The 22,585-nt window shown below is 74.5% G+C and carries 20 protein-coding genes; 14 read left to right on the top strand and 6 right to left on the bottom strand.

The window, feature by feature from the left end; genetic code table 11:
* Nucleotides 1-42: 42 nt before the first annotated feature.
* From L3X23_RS14285 to L3X23_RS14250, 8 genes are all read left to right on the top strand, one after another.
* A complete protein-coding gene (locus L3X23_RS14285; RefSeq protein ID WP_237192681.1) occupies nucleotides 43-1,554 on the top strand; it encodes a class I adenylate-forming enzyme family protein in 1,512 nt (503 codons plus the stop codon).
* Nucleotides 1,547-3,967 (top strand): xanthine dehydrogenase family protein molybdopterin-binding subunit, encoded by a 2,421-nt coding sequence (locus tag L3X23_RS14280; RefSeq protein WP_093078951.1) that lies wholly within the window; start codon nucleotides 1,547-1,549, stop codon nucleotides 3,965-3,967. Before L3X23_RS14285 ends, L3X23_RS14280 begins: the two co-directional genes overlap by 8 nt.
* A 1-nt stretch (nucleotide 3,968) precedes the next feature.
* Nucleotides 3,969-4,748 (top strand): enoyl-CoA hydratase/isomerase family protein, encoded by a 780-nt coding sequence (locus tag L3X23_RS14275; protein WP_093078948.1) that lies wholly within the window; start codon nucleotides 3,969-3,971, stop codon nucleotides 4,746-4,748.
* A complete protein-coding gene (locus L3X23_RS14270; protein ID WP_237192680.1) occupies nucleotides 4,748-5,614 on the top strand; it encodes a xanthine dehydrogenase family protein subunit M in 867 nt (288 codons plus the stop codon). The genes L3X23_RS14275 and L3X23_RS14270 overlap by 1 nt, the downstream gene beginning before the upstream one ends.
* Nucleotides 5,611-6,849 (top strand): 2Fe-2S iron-sulfur cluster-binding protein, encoded by a 1,239-nt coding sequence (locus tag L3X23_RS14265; protein WP_237192679.1) that lies wholly within the window; start codon nucleotides 5,611-5,613, stop codon nucleotides 6,847-6,849. The genes L3X23_RS14270 and L3X23_RS14265 overlap by 4 nt, the downstream gene beginning before the upstream one ends.
* Nucleotides 6,850-6,894: 45 nt before the next feature.
* Nucleotides 6,895-8,193, top strand: coding sequence for a benzoate/H(+) symporter BenE family transporter (locus L3X23_RS14260; protein WP_237192678.1), 1,299 nt, complete (start codon nucleotides 6,895-6,897; stop codon nucleotides 8,191-8,193).
* An 82-nt stretch (nucleotides 8,194-8,275) separates the two neighbouring features.
* On the top strand, nucleotides 8,276-8,878 hold the full coding sequence (locus tag L3X23_RS14255) for a TetR/AcrR family transcriptional regulator (RefSeq protein WP_237192677.1): 603 nt from the start codon (nucleotides 8,276-8,278) through the stop codon (nucleotides 8,876-8,878).
* Between the two features lie 3 nt (nucleotides 8,879-8,881).
* Nucleotides 8,882-10,078, top strand: coding sequence for an oxygenase MpaB family protein (locus tag L3X23_RS14250; protein WP_237192676.1), 1,197 nt, complete (start codon nucleotides 8,882-8,884; stop codon nucleotides 10,076-10,078).
* A 70-nt stretch (nucleotides 10,079-10,148) separates the two neighbouring features.
* On the opposite strand, the gene L3X23_RS14245 is transcribed toward L3X23_RS14250, so the two are convergent.
* The 4 genes from L3X23_RS14245 to L3X23_RS14230 all read right to left on the bottom strand — a co-directional run bounded on the left by L3X23_RS14245 (nucleotide 10,149) and on the right by L3X23_RS14230 (nucleotide 14,639).
* Nucleotides 10,149-10,895, bottom strand: a complete 747-nt coding sequence (locus L3X23_RS14245; RefSeq protein WP_237192675.1) for an enoyl-CoA hydratase — start codon at nucleotides 10,893-10,895, stop codon at nucleotides 10,149-10,151.
* Entirely contained in the window at nucleotides 10,892-12,019 is a 1,128-nt protein-coding gene (locus L3X23_RS14240) for an ROK family protein (RefSeq protein WP_237192674.1), read from the bottom strand. The genes L3X23_RS14245 and L3X23_RS14240 overlap by 4 nt, the downstream gene beginning before the upstream one ends.
* Nucleotides 12,020-12,171: 152 nt before the next feature.
* Nucleotides 12,172-13,338 carry a xylose isomerase gene (gene xylA / locus L3X23_RS14235; protein ID WP_237192673.1) on the bottom strand — a complete coding sequence of 389 codons (1,167 nt, stop codon included), beginning with the start codon at nucleotides 13,336-13,338 and terminating at the stop codon, nucleotides 12,172-12,174.
* A gap of 74 nt (nucleotides 13,339-13,412) precedes the next feature.
* Entirely contained in the window at nucleotides 13,413-14,639 is a 1,227-nt protein-coding gene (locus L3X23_RS14230) for an acetyl-CoA C-acetyltransferase (protein ID WP_237192672.1), read from the bottom strand.
* Nucleotides 14,640-14,722: 83 nt separating this feature from the next.
* Here L3X23_RS14230 and L3X23_RS14225 point away from each other — a divergent pair, with 83 nt between their 5' ends.
* From L3X23_RS14225 to L3X23_RS14215, 3 genes are all read left to right on the top strand, one after another.
* Nucleotides 14,723-15,919 carry a cation:proton antiporter gene (locus L3X23_RS14225; RefSeq protein WP_237192671.1) on the top strand — a complete coding sequence of 399 codons (1,197 nt, stop codon included), beginning with the start codon at nucleotides 14,723-14,725 and terminating at the stop codon, nucleotides 15,917-15,919.
* Between the two features lie 214 nt (nucleotides 15,920-16,133).
* On the top strand, nucleotides 16,134-17,393 hold the full coding sequence (locus L3X23_RS14220; protein WP_237192670.1) for an acyl-CoA dehydrogenase family protein: 1,260 nt from the start codon (nucleotides 16,134-16,136) through the stop codon (nucleotides 17,391-17,393).
* On the top strand, nucleotides 17,393-18,442 hold the full coding sequence (locus L3X23_RS14215) for an acyl-CoA dehydrogenase family protein (RefSeq protein WP_237192669.1): 1,050 nt from the start codon (nucleotides 17,393-17,395) through the stop codon (nucleotides 18,440-18,442). Before L3X23_RS14220 ends, L3X23_RS14215 begins: the two co-directional genes overlap by 1 nt.
* A 120-nt stretch (nucleotides 18,443-18,562) precedes the next feature.
* On the opposite strand, the gene L3X23_RS14210 is transcribed toward L3X23_RS14215, so the two are convergent.
* Nucleotides 18,563-18,862 carry a hypothetical protein gene (locus tag L3X23_RS14210; protein WP_237192668.1) on the bottom strand — a complete coding sequence of 100 codons (300 nt, stop codon included), beginning with the start codon at nucleotides 18,860-18,862 and terminating at the stop codon, nucleotides 18,563-18,565.
* A 44-nt stretch (nucleotides 18,863-18,906) separates the two neighbouring features.
* Between L3X23_RS14210 and L3X23_RS14205 the strand changes: the two genes are divergently transcribed.
* Both L3X23_RS14205 and L3X23_RS14200 read left to right on the top strand, forming a co-directional pair.
* Nucleotides 18,907-19,872 (top strand): nucleoside hydrolase, encoded by a 966-nt coding sequence (locus L3X23_RS14205; protein WP_237192667.1) that lies wholly within the window; start codon nucleotides 18,907-18,909, stop codon nucleotides 19,870-19,872.
* A 38-nt stretch (nucleotides 19,873-19,910) separates the two neighbouring features.
* Nucleotides 19,911-20,291, top strand: a complete 381-nt coding sequence (locus L3X23_RS14200) for a hypothetical protein (RefSeq protein ID WP_237192666.1) — start codon at nucleotides 19,911-19,913, stop codon at nucleotides 20,289-20,291.
* Here L3X23_RS14200 and L3X23_RS14195 read toward each other — a convergent pair.
* Nucleotides 20,281-21,327: a luciferase family protein gene (locus L3X23_RS14195; protein ID WP_237192665.1), complete on the bottom strand. Its 1,047-nt coding sequence runs from the start codon at nucleotides 21,325-21,327 to the stop codon at nucleotides 20,281-20,283. The genes L3X23_RS14200 and L3X23_RS14195 overlap by 11 nt on opposite strands.
* A gap of 500 nt (nucleotides 21,328-21,827) precedes the next feature.
* Between L3X23_RS14195 and L3X23_RS14190 the strand changes: the two genes are divergently transcribed.
* On the top strand, nucleotides 21,828-22,583 hold the full coding sequence (locus L3X23_RS14190) for an SDR family NAD(P)-dependent oxidoreductase (protein WP_237192664.1): 756 nt from the start codon (nucleotides 21,828-21,830) through the stop codon (nucleotides 22,581-22,583).
* Nucleotides 22,584-22,585 lie beyond the last annotated feature (2 nt).

Below are 22,585 nucleotides of genomic sequence, written 5' to 3'. Positions count from 1 at the left end.
AACGTATGGTCTGAAACAGACGTACGACGACGAGGGGGTCGCATGGACCTGGTGACGACGCTTCGGTGGGCGGTCGAGCGCAACCCCGACCGGCCCGCAGTGCGGGGGACCGGCCGATGGCTCTCCTACCGGGAGTGGGACGCGCGGACCGACCGGCTGGCCGGGGCCCTGCGCAGCCTCGGTGTGGAGCGGGGGGCGCGGGTCGGCCTGGTGATGCACGGCGGCGAGCAGCTCGCGAGCCTGCACCTGGCCGTGCAGAAGCTCGGTGCGGTCTCGGTGCCGCTCTCGACCCGCTTCGGGACCGAGGAGCTCGGCTACTGCCTGGGAGACGCCGATGTCCGCCTGGTGGTCGCGGACGCCGCGCACGCCGAGCGGGTCGCGGCCTCCGGCCGGGGTGACCTGCTGCGCGAGGTGACGGCCGTCGACGCGCTCGCGGAGCGGCTCGACAGCCCGACCTGCGTGGTCCCGGCGGACGAGGACGTCAGTGTGATGCTGTACACCTCGGGCACCACCGGGAAGCCGAAGGGCGTGCCGCGCACCCACCGCGCCGAGCACCTCGCGGCGGTCGCGCACGTGATGCAGACCCGGCAGCGCCAGGGCGTCCCGACCCTCGGGGTGATGCCGCTGTTCCACACGATGGGCCTGCGCACCCTGCTCGCCTCCATCGTCGTCGGCGGCACCTGGGTCGGTCAGCCCGCGTTCGACGCCGACGAGTCGATGCAGCTGATCCTCGACGAGCGGATCGGCTCCCTGTACCTGGTGCCGACGATCTACTGGTCGCTGCTTCGCACGGGCAGGCTCGGCGACGCCCGGGCGCTGGACAACCTGGCCTACGCGGGGGCCGCCATGACCCCGTCGCTGGCCGAGAAGCTGGTCGAGCAGGTGGCACCCGCCTCGTTCGTCAACCACTTCGGCTCGACCGAGATCTACACCTTCACCATCGGGCCGGACGTCGCCGCCAAGCCCGGCTGCGCGGGCCGGGCCGGGCTGTTCTCCCGGGTGCGGTTGATCGCCCCGGACGCGGGCGCCCCGGTCGACGAGGAGGTCGAGCGCGGGGCGCAGGGTCAGGTGATCGTCTCGATGGCCTCGCCCGAGGCCTTCGGCGGCTACTGGAACCGGCCGGACGCGAACGCCAAGGCCATCCGGGACGGGTGGTACCACACCGGTGATCTCGCGATCGCCGACGAGGACGGGGACCTGTGGGTCTCCGGGCGCACCGACGACATGATCAACTCCGGTGGCGAGAACATCTACCCGGACGAGATCGAATCGGTCCTGGCCCGGTGTCCCGCGATCGACGACGTCTGCGTGGTCGGGCTCCCCGACGAGCGCTGGGGGCACGCGGTGACCGCGTTCGTGGTCCCCGTCCGCGGGGCCGACCCGCTGGCCACCGCCGAGCAGGCGCTGGCCTGGGCGCGGCAGGAGCTGCCGTCGCTGAAGCGGCCGAAGCGGGTGATCGCCGTCGACTCGATCCCGCGCTCCGGGGTCGGCAAGACGCTGCGCCGCACGCTCGCCGCGGGCGAGTACGACCTGAGGGGAGAAGCACGTGTCTGATGTCGTGGAGGCCACCCGCACCTGGGTCCCCAGCCGGGACGAGGACGCCGCGCTGGTGACCGGTCGGGGCGCGTTCCTCGACGACCTGGACCCGTTGCCCGGCACGCTGGTCGCCACCGTCGTGCGTTCCACCCGTCCGCACGCCCGGCTGCGCTCGGTCGACCTGAGCCGCGCCCGGGCCCACCCGGGGGTGGCGGCGGTGATCGGCCCGGAGGAGGTGCGCGCCGCGCTGCGGCCCTTCCCCCTGTCGACCGGCGCGGTGATGCCGTACCTGCCCACCGGCGTGGACAAGGTGCGCTTCGTCGGCGAGCCGATCGCCGTCGTCGTCGCCTCGGACCGCTACGTCGCCGAGGACGCCGCCGAGCTGGTCGCCGTGGAGTACGAGGAGCTGGGCGCCGTCACGGCGGCGCGCGCCGCGCTGGAGCCGGACGCCCCGCTGCTGCACGAGGACGCCGGGTCGAACGTCGCCACCGACCGCACCTTCTCGTTCGGCCCGGTGGAGGAGCGGTTCCGGGACGCCGCGCACGTGGTGACCGGCCGCTACGACTTCCCCCGCTACTCCTCGGTGCCGATGGAGTGCTACTCCGTGATCGCCCAGTGGCTCGAGGGCGACGGCGGCCCGTCGGTGGAGTGCTGGGCGAACTTCCACGGACCGTTCTCGATGGTCCCGGTCATGGCGGGCGCGCTCGGGATCCCGACGTCTCGGGTGCGGTTGCACGTCCCCGCGGACATCGGGGGCAGCTTCGGGATCAAGGCGGGCATCTACCCGTACGTCGTGCTGATGGCGCTGGCCTCCAAGCACGCGGGGACGCCGGTCCGGTGGGCCGAGGACCGCGTGGAGCACCTGATGGCGAGCTCCACCGGCGCGGACCGGGCGATGACCTTCTCCGCCGCCGTCGACGCCGACGGCACCGTCACGGCCCTGCGCACCGACCTGATCGACAACGTCGGCGCCTACCTGCGCCCGCCGGAACCCTCCACGCTCTACCGCTGCTACGGCAACATCACCGGGCCCTACCGCATCGACGCGGTCGAGATCCGGGCCCGCGCCGTGGTCACCAACACGATGCCGACCGGGCTGAACCGGGGCTTCGGCGGCCAGCAGCTCTACTTCGGTCTGGAGCGGCTGATGGACGCGGTCGCCGCGGCGACGGGGCTCGACGTCGTCGAGGTGCGGCGCCGGAACCTGGTGTCGGCGTTCCCGCACGAGACGGCGACCGGGGGCGTGTACGACTCCGGTGACTACGCCGCGGCGCTGGACCTGGTCGTGAAGAACGCCGACCTGGCCGAGCTGGAGCGCAGGCGGGAGGCGGCCCGGGCCGCGGGCGCCTTCTACGGCATCGGCACCGCGCTCGTCGTCGACCCCTCCGGCACCAACATCGGCTACGTCGGCCTGGCCACCCCGGCCGAGGAGCGCAAGCCGGGCCGGGACAAGTCCGGCTCGACCGAGCACGTCCGGATGTCGGTGGACCTGCAGGGGATCGTGACCGTGCTGCTGGGGTCGGTCCCGCAGGGGCAGGGCCACGCCACGGTGGCGCGCAAGGTCGCGGCGCAGCGGCTCGGGCTGCCCCTGGAGCAGGTGCGGGTGGTCGTCGACATGGACACCGCGACGACCCCGTGGACGGTCACGTCCGGGTCGTACTCCTCGCGGTTCGCGCCGCTCGTCACGAGCGCGGTCGTCGCGGCCGCGGACACCATCGCCGCCACGGTGAAGGCGGCCGGGGCCACGCTGCTGGAGGGGGCCGACCCGGGCGAGCTGACCCTGCTCGACGGGAAGGTCGTGCACCCGGACGGTCGCGCGGTCGCCTTCCGGCACGCCGCAGGCGTCGTGCACTGGGACCCGGCGTCGCTGCCGGACGGCGTGCCCGCCCGGCTCTACGCCGAGGCCGAGTTCTCCCCGCGCGAGACCCGCGCGGCCACGGCGGACGACCGGATCAACTCCTCGCTCTGCTACGGCTTCGTGGCCGAGATCGTGGCGGTCCGGATCGACCCGGACACCCTCGAGATCACCGTGGACCGGGTGTCCTCGGTGCACGACGCCGGCACCGTGCTCGACCAGACCCTGCTCGACGGCCAGGTGTACGGCGCGCTCGTGCACGGCCTCGGTGGGGCCGCCTACGAGGAGTTCACCCACGCCGACTCCGGCCAGCCGACGGCGGCGACGTTCCTCGACTACCTGTGCCCGACCAGCGCGGAGGCCGGGTTCGACCTGCGCACCGACCACGTGGTGACCCCGTCCCCGCTGACCCCGCTCGGCGCCAAGGGCTGCGGTGAGGGGTCGTCCATGAGCTTCCCGGTGGCCTACGCCAACGCCGTCGCCGACGCGCTGGCCCCCCACGGGATCGAGATCACCCGCCTGCCGCTGCACGGCGAGGTACTGCACCGACTGCTCACCGAGAAGGAGAACTCCTGACATGGCACTCACCGGCGGCGACGTCGTCCTGGAGCGCGCGCACGACGGGCGGGTCGCGTACCTGACCCTGTCCCACGGCAAGTACACGGTCGTCACCATGGAGATGCGCAGGCTCGTCGCCGAGCGCTTCGCCGAGATCGACCGGGACCCGCAGATCCGCGTCGTCGTGGTCCGCTCGGACGGCGAGCACTTCACCTCCGGCGGCGACATCGCCGGGTTCATGGAGGTCGAGCCCATCGACCTCACCGACCTGGGCCAGGACGTCACCGCGCCCGCCCGCAGCACCAAGCCCGTCATCGCCGCGATCGACGGCTACTGCTTCGGCGTCGGCCTGGAGATGGTGCTGTCCTGCGACATCCGGCTCGGCACCCCGCGCACCCAGCTCGCGCTGCCCGAGATGAACCTCGGCATGATCCCCGGCTCCGGCGGCACCCAGCGCCTGGCCCGGCTGATCGGGCTGTCCCGGGCGAAGTTCCACATCATGACCGCGACGCGGATCCAGGCCCAGCAGGCGCTCGACTGGGGCATCCTGGCCGGCCTGCACGACGACCGGGACGCCCTGTACTCGGCCGTCGACGCGCTGGCGCTGAAGATGGCGGGCTTCTCACCCGCCGCGCTGCGCACCGCGAAGGAGGTGCTCGACCGCGGCGTCGACGGGCCGCTCTACACCGGCATCGAGCTGGAGCGGAAGGCCTACTCGATGCTGCGGGCGACCGCGGACTTCGCCGAGGGCGTGAAGGCGTTCGGGGAGAAGCGCGCCCCGCACTTCACGGGGCGCTGATGAAGGCCGCACCGTTCGCCTACGTCCGCCCCGGCAGGCTCGACGACGTGCTCGGCGAGCTCGCGGGCGGGGACGGCAAGGTCCTGGCAGGCGGGCAGTCCCTGGTGCCGGTCCTCGCGATGCGGCTGGGCCGCCCCGGCACGCTGGTCGACATCACGGCCGTGCCGGAGCTGGCCTCGGTGGGCCCGGACCAGCACGGCTACCGGATCGGCGCGGCGGTGCGGCAGCGCGCGGTCGAACACGACCCGGCGGCCCGGGCTGTCCCGCTGATCGGGATGGCCATGCCGTTCGTCGGGCACCGGGAGCTGCGCAGCCGGGGCACCGTCTGCGGCAGCCTCGCCCACGCCGACCCGGCCGCCGAGCTGCCCGCCGTCGCCTGCTGCCTGCAGGCGACCGTGGAGCTGGCGGGCCCGGCCGGGCGGCGCAGGCTGCCCGCCGAGGAGTTCGTGACCGGCGCGATGACCACCGCGGCCGGCCCGGAGGACGTCGTCGTCGCGGTGACGTTCCCCCACGCCCGGACGGGCGAGGGGTACGGGTTCGCCGAGATCGCCCGCCGGCACGGTGACTTCGCCCTCGCCGGCGTGGTCACCCGGGTCCGGGTCGGTGCCGACGGCGGGGTGACCGAGGCCCGGCTGACCGGGTTCGGGATCTCCGACCGGGCCGTCACCCGGGACGTCACCTCGCTGCTCGCCGAGCACGAGGACGACCTGCGCCCGGCCACCGCCGCGCTGGCCGACGACGTCGTCGACACCGGCGGGGACACCCACGGTTCCACCGGCTACCGGCGCCGGTTGTTCGGAGTGCTCGCCGCCCGCGAGCTGTCCCGTGCGCTGCAGCGCGCCCGGGACCGGAAGGAGGGTTCATGACCACGGTCGAGCCGAGGCACGACGGTCTCGCAGGCCCCGCTCAGCCCCGCGACCGCGTCGCCGCCGACGAGACCGTCGGGATCACGATGACGGTGAACGGCACCGAGACCACGGTCACCGTGCCGCCGCGCGCGCACCTCGGTGACGTGCTGCGGGAGCAGCTCGGCCTCACCGGGACCCACCTGGGCTGCGAGCACGGCGTCTGCGGCATGTGCACCGTGCTCGTCGACGGCGAGGCCGCCCGGGCCTGCCTGCTGTTCGCGGTGCAGTGCGAGGGCGCCGAGATCGTGACCGTGGAGGGGCTGGGCACGCCCGACGACCAGCACCCGCTGCAGCAGGCGTTCTCCGCCCACCACGCGCTGCAGTGCGGCTTCTGCACCCCCGGGATGCTGATGAGCAGCTACGACCTGCTCACGACCACTCCCGAGGTGGAGAGCGAGGAGCTGCCCGAGCAGATGTCCGGCGTGCTCTGCCGGTGCACCGGCTACCGCGGGATCCTCGCGGCCGTCGACGACGTGCGGCAGCGGTACCCGGACGGCGTCCCCGGGCCACGGGCGTGCGGCACGCGCACCCTGGTCGGGCGGGGGAGCGGCGGCGGGACCGGCGCCGCGGCCGCGGGGGAGGACGTCCCCGCGGCGGCACTGGCACAGGAGGTGCGGCTGCCGTCCGGACCGCCGTCCGCGGTCGTGGACGTCACCAGCGCCCTGGGTTCCCCGGTCGAGCGGGTCTGGGCCGTGCTCGACGACTTCGACCTGCTCGCCCGGTGCCTGCCCGGGGCGCGGCTGACCGAGGTGCTCGACGGCGACCGCTACCGCGGCCGCGCCGTCGTCGCGCTCGGCCCGGTGAAGCTGTCCTTCGACGGCCTGGCCCAGGTCGTCGAGCGGGACCCGGCCGCGCACCGGCTACGGTTCCACGCCCAGGGCGCCGACGCGGGCGGCAGCGCCACCCAGGCGGACGTGGTGCTGGCGGCCGAGGCCGGGCCGGACGGCGGCACGGTCCTGACCGCGCACGCCGACGTCCACCTCACCGGTCGGGTCGCGCAGTTCGGCCGGGCGCTGGCCGGGGACGTCTCGCGCAGGCTGTTCGAGCAGTTCGCGGCGAGCGTCGACGAGGCGGCGGAGACCGGGTCGGTCACCGCGCCGAGCCGCGGCGCGCAGCTGCGCCTGGTGGCGGGGACCGTCCGGGACACCGTCCGCGCGCTCGTCCGCCGCGGGTTCGCGCGCCTGCGGCGCTAGGGACACCGCTAGCGCACACCAGAACGATCGCAAGGAGGCGACACGATGACCGCACCCGAGGGTGGCCCCACCGACGGCTCGACCACCGCCGCGCCCCCGCGGCGGCCCGCCCGCCGCATCGAGCCGGGGCCGGGCATCCGGTCCGGGCTGCGCGCACTGCCCCGACGGCTGAACCCCGCGACCGTCGGGGCCGGCGTGGTCGCCGCCGTGTTCGGCTGCACCGGCCCGGCGCTGATCGTGATCGACGGCGCCGCCGCGAACGGACTGCCGGGACCGCTGATCTCGTCCTGGATCTTCGGGATCTACGTGTTCGGGGGGCTGATCTCGCTGCTCCTCGCGTTGCGCTACCGGATGCCGATCGTCGGCGCGTACTCCATCCCGGGCGCGGTGCTGGTGGTCGGGGCGCTCGGGACGTTCCCGTTCTCCGCCGTCGTCGGGACGTTCCTCGTCGCGGGCCTGCTCGTGCTCGTGCTCGGGCTGTCCGGGCTGATCGGCACGGTGTCCCGATGGCTGCCCCAGCCGATCGTCATGGCGATGATCGCCGGCGCGCTGGTCCGGTTCGGGACCGGGGTGGTCACCGCGGCCGAGTCCGCGCCCTGGATCGCCGCGGCCGCGATCGTCGGGTTCCTGCTGCTGTCCCGGTTCGTGCCGGTGGTGCCCGGCGCCCTCGGCGCCCTGGTCGCCGGGGTGATCGCGGCCGCGGCCACGGGTGGGTTCGCCACGCAGGCCTCCGCCGTGGACGGCTGGACGGCGCCGGTGCTCGTCGCCCCGACGTTCGACGTCGCCGCGATCCTGGCCGTCGGGGTCCCGCTGGCGGTCCTCGTGATCGCGGCGGAGAACGCCCAGGCCTACGGTGTGCTGCTCAGCCAGGGCTACCGGCCGCCGATCAACGCCATGACCGTCGCGAGCGGCGTGGGCGGCCTGCTGGCCCCGCTGACCGGGGGCCACAACGCCAACATCGCCGGCCCCATGACCGCGATCTGCTCGGGCCCGCAGGCGGGGCCGGACCCCGACGCCCGCTATGCCGCGAGCGTCGTCAACGGGGTGCTGTTCATCGCGTTCGGCGTCCTCGCCGGTGTCGCGGTCACGGCGGTCACGGCGCTGCCGTCCGAGCTGGTGGCGGTCGTCGCGGGGCTCGCCATGATCGGGGTGCTGGTGTCGTCGTTCCGGGGCGCGTTCGGCGAGGGCCGCTTCCGGATCGGCGCGCTGACCGCACTGGTGGTGGCGATGAGCGAGGTCGCGCCGCTGGGGATCTCCAGCCCGTTCTGGGCGCTCGTCGCCGGGGTCGCGATCTCGGCGGTGCTCGAGCCGGGGGACTTCCGGGTGCGGGCCGAGACCGACTGAGCCGGGATCCCGGGCGCACGCCGGACACCCGAACGGGTGCCGCGCGTGCGCCCGGCGAAGTATCTGTACTAGCGTACGAATTGTGGATGGCCGCCACAGCCGAAGCGCCCGGACCCGGGCCGCGCTGCTCGATGCCGCGATCGAGATCATCTGCACCGAGGGCGTCGCCGCCGCGACCCAACGGGCGGTGGCCGCGCGGGCGGGCACGTCGCTGGCCTCCACGACCTACCACTTCAGCACCGCGGACGACCTGCTGGTCGCCGCGTTCGAGCTGACCTGCAGCCGCACCCTCGCCGACTTCCGCAGGCTGGAGCAGGAGGTCGTCGCGCGCCGGATGACGCTCCTCGACGCGGCGATGGAGCTGGTGGGCCGCGCGCCCTACGGCACCCACGTGCCGGCGGACGGCGTCATCCAGCTGACCCTGACCGCGATCCACGAGCCGCGGCTGCGGCCGATCGCGGACGCCTTCGTCGAGGGCTTCTCCGCCCTGTTCCGGCCGCTGGTGCAGCCCCCCGCCGCGGCGGACACCCTCGTGCGCGCGCTGTCCGGGCTGATCCTGCACGAGATGGCCCGCGGCGCCGCCACCCCCACCGCGACGATGCGCGCCGACATGGCGCGCCTGTTCGCGGCCTTCGGCATCCCCGTCACCGACACCGACCCAGCCCGTCACGAGGAACCGGAGTGAGACATGACCACCACCACGACCACGACGACCGCCGCGTGGCCCAGCGGCCGATCGGGTCACGACGCCGTGCTCGCCCAGTTCGGCGACGGTCGCGCCGACCTGATGCGCTGGGCGCTGACCACCGGTGACCCGCTGGCGGACGCCGTGGTCACCGAGATGCACGAGCTCGGCACGGCGGTCGCGCGACCGCTGCTCACCCGGGGGATCCAGGACGGGCTCGGCTCCCTCGACGATCCGCCGCCCGCGCTGGCGGCGTTCCTGCACCAGACCGAGACGCCGCCCGCCTACGCGGACGACCACCTCCTCGACCAGGCGTCGCGGCCGTACTTCAGCTCGCCGACCCCGGTCCACATCCTCTCGCTCAGCGCGGGCGCCCTGGTCCGGGTCTACGAGTCCCCGTCGATCGCGAAGGTGCTCTCCACGACCGGCAGGCTCGTGGACCGCGCGGAGAAGCGGCTCACCGAGACCGGCACCTGGGTCACCCAGGCGATGCTGCCGGGCAACCTGCGCCCCGGGAAGCCCGGGTACGTCGCGACGCTGCACGTGCGGATGCTGCACGCCCACATGCGCAAGCTGGCGCTCGACCGCGGGTACGACAGCACGGTCGACGGCGTGCCGATCAACCAGGTCGACCTGGCCCGGACCTGGATGGACTTCACCCTCACCGCCTACACCGCCGAGGAGCTGATGGGGTTCGGGCTCACCGGGCGCGAGCTCGACGGTCTGTACCGGTACTGGTGGCACGTCGCCCACCTGCTCGGCGTGGATGCCCGGCTGGTCGAGGGGATCACCGGCAACCAGGCCGCCCGCCGGGTCGACGACCTCCTGCAGGCCGTGACCGGGCCCGTCTCGGACGACTCCGCACGGCTCGCCGACGCGACCCTGGACTCGATCGCCTCCCTCCTGCAGCAGTTCCTGAAGCTGCCGCCGCGCCTGTCGCGGCCCGCCCTCGACGCCCTCACCCGCCGGATCCACGGCGCCTCGATGAGCGAGGACCTGCAGATCGCGCCCGAACCCGTCGCGGACGCCGTGCTCACCCCCGTGATCGCGGGCTTCCGTGCGGCCCGCTCGGCCCGTCGCCGGTCGCCGGAGCGCTGGGAGGCCGCCATCGACGCGAACATCGCCGCCGAGCGGGCTCGGGGGGACGCGAAGGCCGAGCCCACCGCCTACGAACGGGGCGCCACGGGATCGGAGGACTGAGCGCCGCTCCGCCGGCGGGCCGTCTCGCGGGTGGCGCAGGTCGAGGACCGCGGCGGCGACGGTGAGGTGGTCAGCGTTCGGTGAACCGGCGCATGTGGGTCTGCGGTTCGCCGGTGGTGAAGGCCGCGCCGAACTCGGCCACGCTCGCGCGGGTGGCGTCCTCGATGGACTGGGACTGCCACTCCCGGAGCAGCCGCTTCTGCTGCCGCAGGACCTGCGGGCCGAAGCCCGCGAAGCGCTCCGCGTGCGCGGCGATCCGCGCGTCGAGCCCGTCGAGCGGGACCAGCTCGTCCACCAGACCCCAGGTCAGCGCGGTGGCGGCGTCGATGGGCTCGCCGGTGAGCAGCATCCGGGAGGCGCGCGCGGCGCCGACCAGTCGCGGCAGGAGCGCGGCGTGGATGACCGACGGGATGCCCAGGGCCACCTCGGGCATCCCGAACCGGGCGTCCTCGGCGGCGATGCGCAGGTCGCAGGCCATCGCCAGCTCCAGCCCGGCGCCCAGGGTCCAGCCGGGCAGCCTGCAGACGACCGGGGTCGGGAACAGCCGGACCGCCTCGCACAGCTCGCGCAGCCCGTCGATGAACACCTCGGCGGTGCCCCGGTCGAGCCCGGCCATCTCGTAGACGTCCGCGCCGGCGACGAACGCCTTGTCCCCGGTGCCGCGCAGCACCAGGACCCGCAGGTCGGACCGCGCGAGAGCGGCGAGCGCGGCGCGCAGGTCGGCGACCACGGGGGAGCCGAGGACGTTGGCGGAGGTGGCGTCGGTGATCGTCAGGGTGGCGATCCCGGACTCGACGACGGCGTCGGCGTGGGTCATGGCTCCATCCTCACCCGGGCCGGGTCAGGGACCTCCAGGAGGCGGTCCGGGTCGGCGAGCACCTCGGCCAGGACCGCCTCGGCAGCGCCCCGCACGGTCGCGGCGTCCCCGTGGCGGGAGGCCACGACGCGCTCCGGCGGATGCCCCATGCAGCGGGTCGCGAGCTCGGCCTCCACCGCGGGCAGCAGGTGGGGGACGAGCTCGGCGAACAGCCCGCCGAGCACCACGACCGGCAGGTCGACGACGTTGACCACCGACGACAACCCCACGCCCAGCGCCGTGCCCGCCCGGCGGACCGCCTCGACCGCACTCGGCTCGCCCCGCTCCAGGGCCCGCCGGAGGGCGGCGAGGTCCGCGCACCCGCTCGTCGCGAGCAGCGCGTCCCGGCCTGCGAACTGTTCGACGCAGCCGCGGCCGCCGCAACCGCAGGCGGGGCCGTCCGGCTCGACGACGACGTGCCCGATCTCGCCCGCGAACCCGCGGGTGCCCCGCAGCACCCGCCCGTCGACGACGAGCCCGCCGCCGATGCCGACGTCCGCGGAGACGTAGATCAGGTCGGGCGCGACGTCGAGATGGGCGAGCGCACCGAAGGTCGCCTCGTTCCCGACCAGCACCCGCCGGGGGGTGGGGGCGGGTGCCGGGCTCAGGGTGGGGCGGGTCCCGTCCAGGGCGGGGAGGTTGGGGGCCCGCACCACCACCGTGTCGTCCGGTGTGCCGCTGAGCAGGGCGGGGAGGGCGAGGCCGGTGCCGAGCACCGGTCGTCCCAGCTCGGCGGCGAGGCCGGCGGCGACCTCGGCCGCGCCGGCGTAGATCGCGTCGGCGGTCAGGGCGCGGTGGTCGCGGGGCACCCGGCGCCTGCCCGCGGACACGCCGTCCAGGCCCGACGCCCCCGCCACGACGGCGTCGACCTCGATCGACACGCCGACGGCGACGGGCGAGCGCGGCCCGAACCCCACCGGCCGGGCGGGCCGCCCCGGTCCGGCCGGCGCCGCGGTCTCCTCGACGAGCACCCCGACACGGACGAGGGGGTCCAGCAGCGAGGCGACGGTCGCGCGGGTCAGACCGGTGCGGCTCGCCAGCGCCGCCCGGGAGGCGGGTCCGGCACGCAGGGCCGCGAGCAGCAACCCGAGGTTGTGACGCCGGAGCGCGGCGGGCCCGATCGCGCGGGGCGTGGACAGGACGACCTCCCGAGGGATCGGCGCCTCCGGCGCTCGTGAGTGGTAAGTGGTGCCAGAGCACCACTTACCACGCACGGGCGCCGAAGGCGCGGGTCGGGTCAGCGGGCGCCGGTGAGGTGTTCGAGGGCCAGCTGGTGGAGGCGGACGAAGCCGTAGCCGCGTTCGCCCGCGGCGTCCGGGTCGTAGTCCTCGAAGGCGCTGCGGTCCGCGAGCAGGTCCTGGAGGGACTCGCCGGGGTCCAGGGTCGGCAGGGCCAGGTCCGGGATGCCCGCGAGCGCCTGCGCCTGCACGACCTCGGGGTCCGCGCGGAAGGCCGCGGCCCGCTCGGCCAGGATCAGGTAGGTGCGCATGTTGGCCGACGCCGAGTCCCACACCCCGGTGATGTCCTCGGTGCGCGAGGGCTTGTAGTCGAAGTGCCGGGGCCCCTCGTAGCCCGCGGTCTCCAGCAGGTCGACCAGCGCGAAGGCGTTCAGCAGGTCGCCGTGGCCGAACACCAGGTCCTGGTCGTACTTGGCGCCGCGCTGCCCGTTGAGGTCGATGTGGAACAGCTTGCCCGCCCAGAGCGCCTGGGCGATGCCGTGGGCGAAGTTGAGCCCGGCCATCTGCTCGTGGCCGACCTCGGGGTTCACCCCGACCAGCTCGGGGTGCTCCAGCCGCTCGATGAAGGCCAGCGCGTGCCCGACCGTCGGGAGCAGGATGTCGCCGCGGGGCTCGTTGGGCTTGGGCTCGAGGGCGAACCGGATGTCGTAGCCGCGGTCGAGGACGAAGGCGCAGAGCAGGTCCATCGCCTCGGCGTAGCGGTCCAGCGCGGCCCGCACGTCCTTCGCGGACTCGTACTCCGCGCCCTCCCGGCCGCCCCACAGCACGAACGTCTGCGCGCCGAGCTCGGCCGCCAGCTCGATGTTGCGCAGCACCTTCCGCAGGGCGAACCGGCGGACGCCGCGGTCGTTGCTGGTGAAGCCGCCGTCTTTGAACACGGGGTGGGTGAACAGGTTGGTCGTGATCATCGGGACGACCATCCCGGTGCTCTCCAGGACCTCGCGCAGCCTGCCGACCTGCTTGTCCCGGGTGGACTCGTCCGGGCGGAAGCCGAACAGGTCGTCGTCGTGGAAGGTCAGGCCCCAGGCGCCCCGCTCGGCCAGCCGGTGGACGGCCTCGACGACGTCGAGCGGGGGGCGGGTCGCCTCGCCGAACGGGTCGCGGGCCTCCCACCCGACCGTCCAGAGACCGAAGGAGAACCTGTCCGCGGGGGTGGGCGACCTCATCGTCCGCTCCTTTTCGATGGAACCTGAACTAATTCGGCCGGACTGTAGCCCCGGAGGATCCGGGGCCACAACCCTCAGCTGAGCCGCTCGTAGACGACGGCCATGCCCTGGCCGCCGCCGACGCACATGGTCTCGAGCCCGATGCTCTTGTCCTTGGCGCGCAGGCCGTTGAGCAGGGTGGTGGTGATGCGGGCGCCGGTCATGCCGAAGGGGTGGCCGACGGCGATGGCGCCGCCGTGGACGTTGAGCTTGTCCCCGAACGGGTCGATGCCCAGGTCGCGGGCCGAGGGGATGACCTGGGCGGCGAAGGCCTCGTTGATCTCGACGAGGTCGACGTCGTCGATGGTCATCCCGGCGCGGGCGAGGGCCTGCTTCGAGGCCTCGACCGGCCCGTAGCCCATGATCTCCGGCGACAGCCCGGTCACCCCGGTCGAGACGACGCGGGCGAGCGGGGTCAGGCCGAGGTCGCGGGCCCGGGTGTCGGACATGACGATCAGGGCGGCGGCGCCGTCGTTGAGCGGGCAGCAGTTCCCGGCGGTGACGAACCCGTCAGGGCGGAACACCGGCTTGAGCTGGGACACCGCCTCGTAGGTGACGCCGGCGCGGGGCCCGTCGTCGGTGCTCACCGTGGTGCCGTCGGGCAGGGTGACCGGGGTGATCTCGCGGGCGTAGAACCCCTCGTCGATGGCCTGCTCGGCGAGGTTCTGGGAGCGGACGCCGAAACGGTCCATGTCCTCGCGGGTGACGCCCTTGAGCCGGGCGAGGTTCTCCGCGGTCTGCCCCATGGCGATGTAGGCGTCCGGGAGGACGCCGTCCGCGCGGGGGTCGGTCCAGGTGTCGGTGCCGGACTCGGCGGTGGCGACGGTGCGGGCCTCGGCGTCCGCGAAGAGCGGGTTGTGGGTGTCCGGCCACGAGTCCGAGCTGCCCTTGTCGAAGCGCGACACGGTCTCCACGCCGGCGGAGACGAACACGTCCCCCTCGCCGGCGCGGATGGCGTGCATGGCCATGCGGGTGGTCTGCACCGAGGAGGAGCAGTAGCGGGTGACGGTGGTGCCGGGCACGGTGTCCAGGCCGAGCAGTACCGCGACGATGCGGCCGAGGTTGTTGCCGGACTCGCCGCCGGGCAGGCCGCAGCCGAGGATCAGGTCGTCGATCTCGGTGGGGTCCAGCGCGGGGACCTGGTCCAGGGCGGCCCGCACCATCTGGACGGTGAGGTCGTCCGGTCGCATGCTCGCCAGCGAGCCCTTGCGGGCGCGGCCGATGGGGGAACGGGCGGCGGCGACGATCACTGCTTCGGGCACGGTGTCTCCTTCGACGTGGAACGAGATCACCTTAACGGCGGGGTCCCCCGGGCCGACTCCTCTGCGAGAGGAAGGACACTGACGTGGACGACATCGCCGGCGCGCTCGACAGCCTGCTCGCGATCACGGCGGTCGCGGCGTTCGCCCCCCTGCTCGCCGGGCTGGTCCCGAGGCTGCCGGTGCCGCAGGTGGTGCTGCTGCTGGCGGGCGGGATGGTCATCGGGCCGCAGGTCCTCGGGCTGGCCTCGCCGACGGCGGTGGAGCCGCTGGCGGACCTCGGGCTCGGGTTCGTGTTCCTGCTCGCGGGCTACGAGATCGACCAGCGGCTCTACCGACAGGACGCCGGCAGGCGCGCGATCATCGCGTGGTTCGCGTCGCTGGCCCTCGGGCTGGCGGTGGTGGGCCTGCTGACCTGGCTCGGGGTGGTGCGCGCGTTCGTCCCGGTCGCCCTCGCGATGACCACCACGGCGCTGGGCACGCTCGTGCCGATCCTGCGCGAGAACGCCATGCTGCGCGGCCGGTTCGGGAGCTACCTGCTCGCGGGCGGGGCCGCGGGGGAGCTGCTGCCGATCCTGGCGATCGCGGTGTTCCTCGGCATCGGCAACCGCTGGGTGGCCCTGCTGTCCCTGGGCACGGTCCTGGTGCTCGCGGTGCTGCTCGGCTTCGCCACCCGGGTGCTGCGCCCGGGCGGGCGGCTCGCGGCCGTGTTCACCGAGCGCCAGCACGAGACCAGCCAGATCCAGCTGCGCTTCACCGTCCTGCTGTTGGTGTTGCTCCTCGCCGTCACCGAACGCTTCCATCTCGACGCCGTGCTGGGCGCGTTCGTCGCGGGGATGGTGCTGCGGCGCTGGGCGGGCGGGAGTGCGCCGGTGCTGGAGGAGAAGCTCGACGTCACCGGGCACGGGTTCCTCATCCCGATCTTCTTCGTGTACTCCGGCATGACGATCGACCTCGACGCCATCGCGCAGGCGCCGCTGCGGCTGCTGCTGTTCTTCGGGCTGATGGTGGGGATCCGGGGGCTGCCCGCCCTGCTCGTCTACCTCGGGGTGCTGTCGCTGCGCGAGCGCGTGCAGCAGGCGCTGGTCACCGCCACCGCCCTGCCCCTGGTCGTCGCGCTGAGCGAGATCGGGCTGCGCAACGGCACGATGCTGCCCGAGAACGCCGCGGCCCTCGTCGGCGCGGGGATGCTGACCGTGCTGGTCCTGCCCGCGATCGCGGTGGCGCTGCGCCGCCCCGAGCCCGTCCCGCTGCAGCAGGAGCCGGAGCAGGGCGTGCTCTAGTGCGGTGACCACGAACGTTCACCGGTCCTCGCGGGCCCGGGCGGCCCCTCGCGGCGTTGCCCCCGCACCCCGGTACACCCGGTACAGGCGGCGCGGGGGCGCCTTGCGAGGAACCACCCGGATCCCGCGATCACCCGGCGAACGTTCGCGGTCACCGCACTAGCGAACGATCGATCTGGACGCGGGCGGTCCCACCGCGCAGAATCCCTCGTCGATGGACATCACCTATCCGCCCGACGCCGAGCGGTTCCGGGCCCGCATCAGGACCTTCCTCGCCGAGAACCTGCCTGCGGGCTGGGCCGGGGTGGGCGCCCTCCCGCCGGACGAGCGGGCGGAGTTCGCCACCCGGTGGCGGGCCACGCTCACCGAGAACGGGCTGGTCGCCGTCTCCTGGCCGAAGGAGTACGGCGGGGCCGGGCTCACGGACGTCGAGCAGGTCGTCCTGGCCGAGGAGCTCGCCCGCGCCGGCGCCCCGAGCGGCGGCGAGAACGACGGGTTCGGCATCGGCATGCTCGGCAACACGCTGATCCAGCTGGGCACCGAGGAGCAGAAGTCGTACTTCCTGCCGCGGATCCTGTCCGGCGAGCACCGCTGGTGTCAGGGCTACTCCGAACCGGACGCCGGGTCCGACCTGGCGGGCCTGCGCACCCGCGCCGTGCTCGACGGCGACGAGTGGGTGATCGACGGCCAGAAGATCTGGACCTCCGCCGGGCACACCGCCAACTGGATCTTCGTGTTGGCCCGCACCGACCCGGCGGCGCCGAAGCACAAGGGCATCACCTTCCTGCTGGTCCCGATGGAGCAGCCCGGGGTGGAGGTGCGGCCGATCGTCAACGCCGCCGGGCACTCCCTGTTCAACGAGGTGTTCTTCACCGGGGCCCGCACGCGCGCGGACCTCGTCGTCGGCGGGGTCGGCGGCGGGTGGCGCACGGCGATGACGCTGCTGGGCTTCGAGCGCGGCGGCCAGGTCACCACGCAGGCGATCGAGTTCGCCCGGGACCTCGACCGGCTCGTCGAGCTGGCCCGCGACCGCGGCCTGACGGGCGACCCGCGGATCCGGGACGAGCTCGCCTGGTGCGCGGCGCGGGTGCAGGTCATGCGCTACCGCGGCCTGCGCGGGCTGACCGCGCTGCTGCAGGGGTGCACCCCGGGGGCGGACGGCGCGATCAGCAAGCTGGTCTGGAGCGAGTACTTCCAGCGCTACACCGAGCTGGCCGCCGAGATCCTCGGCCCGGAGCTGCTCGCGCCGACCGGGCCGGGCAGCGGCGAGGTGCTCCGCGTGGCCGAGGTCGGCACGCCCAACTCGTCGAGGGCGTGGGTCGACGAGCTGCTCTACGCCCGCGCCGGGACGATCTACGCGGGGAGCTCGCAGGTGCAGCGCACGATCATCGGCGAGCAGCTGCTCGGCCTGCCGCGCGAACCCCGGCTCGACGGCGGCCCGTTCGCCGAGATCCGCCCCGGGAAGGGTGCCTGATGGACTTCGCCTACGACGCCGAACAGGACCAGTTCCGCGCGAGCATCCGCAGCTTCCTCACCGACCACGCGGACCCCCGCGCGGCCGACGGGCACGACGGCCCGCTCTGGCAGCGGTTGTGCACGGACTTCGGCGCGGCCGGGCTGCACGCCCCCGAGGAGCACGGCGGCGGCGGGTTCACGCTGGTCGAGACGGCGCTGGTGCTCGAGGAGCTCGGCCGGGCACTCGCGCCCGTCCCGGCCTGGGGCACGGTGGCCGCGGCCGAGGCCGTGCTGCGGCTCGGCGGCGCGGACGTTCGCAAGGAGGTGCTCCCGCCGCTGCTCGCGGGGGAGCGGATCGGCGCGTTGGCCCTGGTCACGGAGGCGGACCTCGACCCCGCGCGGGTGCCCGTGCGGGCGGACGGCGGGACCCTGACGGGCACGGTGCCGGTCGTGCCGAACGGGCACGTGGCGGACGTGCTGGTCGTCCCGGCCCTGGTCGGCGACCGGGTCGTGCTCCACGTGGTCACCGAGTTCGAGGCCGAGCGGCAGGACTCCCTCGACCTCACCCGCCCCGTCGCGGCCGTGCGGCTCACCGACGCCCCCGGGACCCCGCTGGACGAGGGGGACCTCGACCGGCTGCTCGACGTCCTGCGCGTGCTGCTCGCCGCGGAGCTGCTCGGCACCGCCGGCGCCTGCCTGGACGCCGTGGTGGAGTACGCGAACACCCGGGTGCAGTTCAACCGGCCGATCGGCTCGTTCCAGGCGGTCAAGCACCGGTGCGCGGAGCTCGCCGTGGAGCTCGACGCCGCCCGCGCCGCCGTGATGTTCGCGGCGCTGGCCGCGGCCGAGGACTCACCCGAGCTGGCCACGGCCGCGCCGGTGGCCAAGTTCCAGGCCGCGGACACCGCGGTGGCCTGCGCCGCGGCGTCGATCCAGATCCACGGTGGCATCGGCTTCACCTGGGAGCACGACGCCCACCTGTTCTACCGCCGCGCCCTGACCGGGGCGGCCCTGCTCGGCAGCAGCGCCCGCCAGCGGGAGGTGCTCGCGAGCCGGCTCGGCTTCTGACGCCGGGGGAGGGAGATCGGCTCGACGGGATCGAGCGCAGGGGGCGGCGTCCGCGAGGGCCGCTGCCCCCACCCGCCCGAGCGCCGGTTCGCCGCGCTCGGGCCGGCCGAGACGCTGGAGCTAGCGTTCGACGTGCGCCCGCACCGCTGAGCCGTCCTCGCTGGTCCAGCCCTTCTTCTGCGCGTAGGCGAGCATCCCGGCGAGGTCGTCCTCCCAGCCCGCGGGGACGGTCCCGGCCAGCCTGCGGATCGCCGCGACGTCGATCATCACGTGCTCGCCGTCCGGCAGGACGGCGCCGAGCGCGGCCCGCTCGACGGCGGCGGCGAGGTCCGCGCCGCCCAGGTCCGACCGGACGGAGAAGGCGGTGACGTTCTCGGGCTCGACGAGCTCGGCCGCGTCGGCGGTGAGGCGGAAGTACATGAGCCCAGTATGGGTCACCGCAGGCGTGCGGAAAGATCTCTCCCGTGGCGACCCCCGTGTACCTCGACTGCGACACCGGCATCGACGACTCACTGGCCCTGCTCTACCTGCTGCACTCGCCCGAGGTCCGGCTGCTCGGGATCGGCGCGGTGCACGGCAACATCGACGCCGAGACCGCCGCGCGGAACACCCTGGACCTCCTCGCGTTGGCGGGCGCGGAGGTCCCGGTGGCGATCGGGGCCCGGGACCCCCGGGCCGGGGTGTACGCGGGCGGGGCGCCGCACGTCCACGGGGTCGACGGGATCGGCGGAGTCGCCCTCCCGCCGTCGGGCCGGGCGGCGGTCGCGGAGTCCGCGGCCGAGATGCTGGTCCGGCTCGCGGCCGAGCACCCGGGCGAGCTGGAGGTCCTCGCCGTCGGGCCGCTGACCAACCTGGCCGCCGCGCTGGACCTCGACCCGGACCTGCCCGCGAAGGTGCGGCGGGTCGTGGTGATGGGTGGGGCGGCGCAGACCTCGGGCAACGTCTCGGCGGTCTCCGAGGCCAACATCCACAACGACCCCGAGGCGGCGGCCCTGGTCGTCGCCGCGCCGTGGCCGATCGTGCTGGTCCCGCTGGACGTCACCATGGCCCACCGGTTCACCGAGGCGGACCAGGCGGCGTTGGCGGCCTCGGCCGATCCCGCGGCGCGCGCCGTCGGGGACATGCTCGACCAGTACTTCACCTTCTACCAGGGCGTCTACGGCGTCCGCGGCTGCGCGCTGCACGACCCGCTGGCCGCCGCGCTGCTCGTCGGCGGGATCACCGCCACGCACGCGCCCGCCGTCCCGGTCGTGGTGGACGACACCCACGGCCCCGGCCGCGGGCAGACGCTGGTCGACCTGCGCCACCAGCGCAGCGGCGAGACCGACGTGCCGGGCGCCCACGTGCGCGTCGTGCTGGACATCGATCCGCCGCTGGCGCCACACCTGCGCGAGCGGCTGCTGGCGCGGTACGGTCCGTCCGTGGGGTGAAGCAGGCCGCCCCTCCCTGACCCGGGAGGAGTGCACCCATGACGCTCGCCGAATCCGCACCGATGGGCATCGCGGTCCCGGCCGCGGGGTTCTACACGATCACCCTGCGCGGGTCGCTGGACCGGATGGTCGGCGCCCGGTTGCTCCGGCTGGTCGATGCCCGCCTGCAGATGGCCACCTACGGCCACGCGGTCACCCGGCACGTGCTGCTCGACGTCAGCGGGCTCGAGGCCGTCGCCCCGGGAGGCGAGGCCGCCCTGCGGCACGCCGCGCACGCCTGCGACCGCCGCGGCATCACCTTCGACCTGGTCGGGGCCGCCGCGGTCGGGCCGCACCTGGGCATCGGGGCGCGGCAGGCGCTGGCGCGGTACCGCAGCTTCCCGGACGTCCCCGCGGCGGTGGCCGCCCTCAGCGACTGACCAGCGCGGCCACGATCTCCAGCTCGCGCCGGTCGCGCGGCGCGGGGACCAGGACCACGCCCGCATCGAGCCGCACGCCGGCGAGGGGGTGGGGGACCGCCCATCCCTTCCCGACCGCGTCGTAGGCCCACGCCGGGGGCAGCGCGACGTGCACGCTGCCGTCGGGGTGCAGGTGGGCGCGCTCGCGGGTGGCCGGGTCGACGTAGGGCCCGTGGTCGGCGAGCAGGGAGCGGGTGCCCGGCGGGCCGATCGCCGCGGGCGCCCACCGTCGGGTGTCGAGCCGCTGCCACAGGGCGTCGGACAGGTCGGCGCCGCAGGCGACCGGGAGCTGCGGCAGGTCCGTGGTGGTGTCCGGTGGGCCGCCGGGGCGGGCGGGCAGCCTGCCCAGGCCCGGCCAGTCCGCCTCCGGCCCGTCGGGCAGCGGGTTCTCGCCGTGGGCGTGCAGGTGGTCGAGCCGGTCGCCGAGCCAGCTGCCCGCCGCCCCGACGATCTCGCCCGCCAGCTGCGCCGCGGACGCGGTGCGCGCCAGCCGGACCGGGGCCCCCGACTCGCGCCGCAACCAGTGGCGGGTGCGCGCGGCAAGGTCGGAGCCCTCCTCCTCGGTCGCCTCCGCGAGGAACACCGGCACGCCGCGGAGCGCGCCGGACGGCAGCTCGCCCGCGGGCAGGGCGCCGTGCAGCAGGACGGCCCCCGAGAACCGCTCGGGCGCGGCGAGCAGCAGCGCGCCCGCGACCGTGACGCCGGTGCGGAAGGCGAGCAGGAGCACCGACCGGTCGGGATCGCCCTCGCCGCCCAGCCAGCCGAGCAGCCAGTCGACGGTCGACGCGAGCTCGGACTCGTCGGTGAACCAGGTGTAGCCGCGCGCCGCGGGCCGTGGCGCGCGCACCGCGGCGTACGCGACCGGGCCGTGCGGCAGCCACGGCGAGATCTCGATCATGGAGTGCTCGCTCGTGCCGTTCCCGTGCACCACCACGACCAGCGGCGCGGCGGGGTGCTCGGAGCCCCACCGGGCCACCATCGGCTCGCCGAGCGTCATCCGCCGGACGCTAGCGGCGGCCCCGCCACGCCGCCGTCTCAGTTCGAGGCACCCGCGGCGGCCACCGTCGCGGCGGTCCGCGAGTCGACGTGACGCCCCGGCCGTCCGCCCGTTCGTCTCCGGCCTGCTACCGCCGACTGGTCGGTGAATCGACATTCACCGAATTCGTTTCCGCGGCCGCGCGGAGCGCCTAGGGTCGAATGCGCGAGTCGAACGTGGACATGCTCGAAGGAGTGCATGGTGCGTACCAATCCGCTGTATGCGAATCCGGTCGTCCGTCGTCGTCACGCCCTGTCCACAGTGGGCGCGGGAGCCGTTCCGGCCTGGTGGGCCCCGCGCGCGGCGGGAAATCGCAGTTGGTGGACAGCACGCTGGGCACGTCCCGGGAATTGACGCCACCGCGCGACCATTCGAGAAGAAGCCCGAGGTCTCACCCTCCCGCCGGCGCTCCCGAGCCGGCACGATCGCTCTACCGAACGATCGCTCAGGGAGGAGTGCGCGTGAACGACCTGACGGGTCTGGTCGCGGTGGTGACCGGGGGCAACGGCGGAATCGGCCTCGGCATGGCGACCGGCATCGCGAAGGCGGGCGGCGACATCGCGATCTGGGCGCGGGACGCCGCCAAGAACGCCGACGCGGTGAAGCGGCTGACGGACGTCGGGGTGAAGGCGATCGCCCTGCAGGTCGACGTCACCGACGAGGCGCAGGTGGGCGAGGCCATGGAGCGCACGGTCGCCGAGCTCGGACCGCTCGGCTGCATGATCGCCAACGCGGGCACCTCGGACCGCACCCCGGTCGCGGACCTGTCGCTGGAGACCTGGCGGCGGGTGCACGCGGTCAATCTCGACGGCGCGTTCCTGGTGTGCCGCGAGGCCGCCCGACGGTTCATCGCGCAGGGGACGGGCGGGTCGATGGTCGTCGTCAGCTCGATGATCTCCCGCTACGGCGGGGTCGGTCAGGGGGCCTACGCGTCGAGCAAGACCGCGATGCTGGGGCTGAGTCGCACCCTCGCCGTCGAGCTCGCCCGCCACCGGGTCCGGGTCAACGCGCTCGTCCCGGGCTGGACCCGCACGGGCCTGTCCGAGGGCGGCTACCAGGACGAGCGCTTCCGGGACGCCACCACACGCCGCACCCCGGCCCGCCGCTGGGCCGATCCCGCGGAGTTCGAGCGGGTCGGTGCCTACCTGGCCGACCCGTCGCTGACCTTCCACACGGGCGACGAGATGGTCGTGGACGGGGGATACTGCGTCTTCTGACA

Origin of the sequence: Pseudonocardia sp. WMMC193 (assembly GCF_021728735.1) — a bacterium.
Taxonomy (GTDB): domain Bacteria; phylum Actinomycetota; class Actinomycetes; order Mycobacteriales; family Pseudonocardiaceae; genus Pseudonocardia; species Pseudonocardia oroxyli.
The sequence above is the reverse complement of the archived record's forward strand: the minus strand, read 5'-3'. Positions and strand labels throughout refer to the sequence as shown.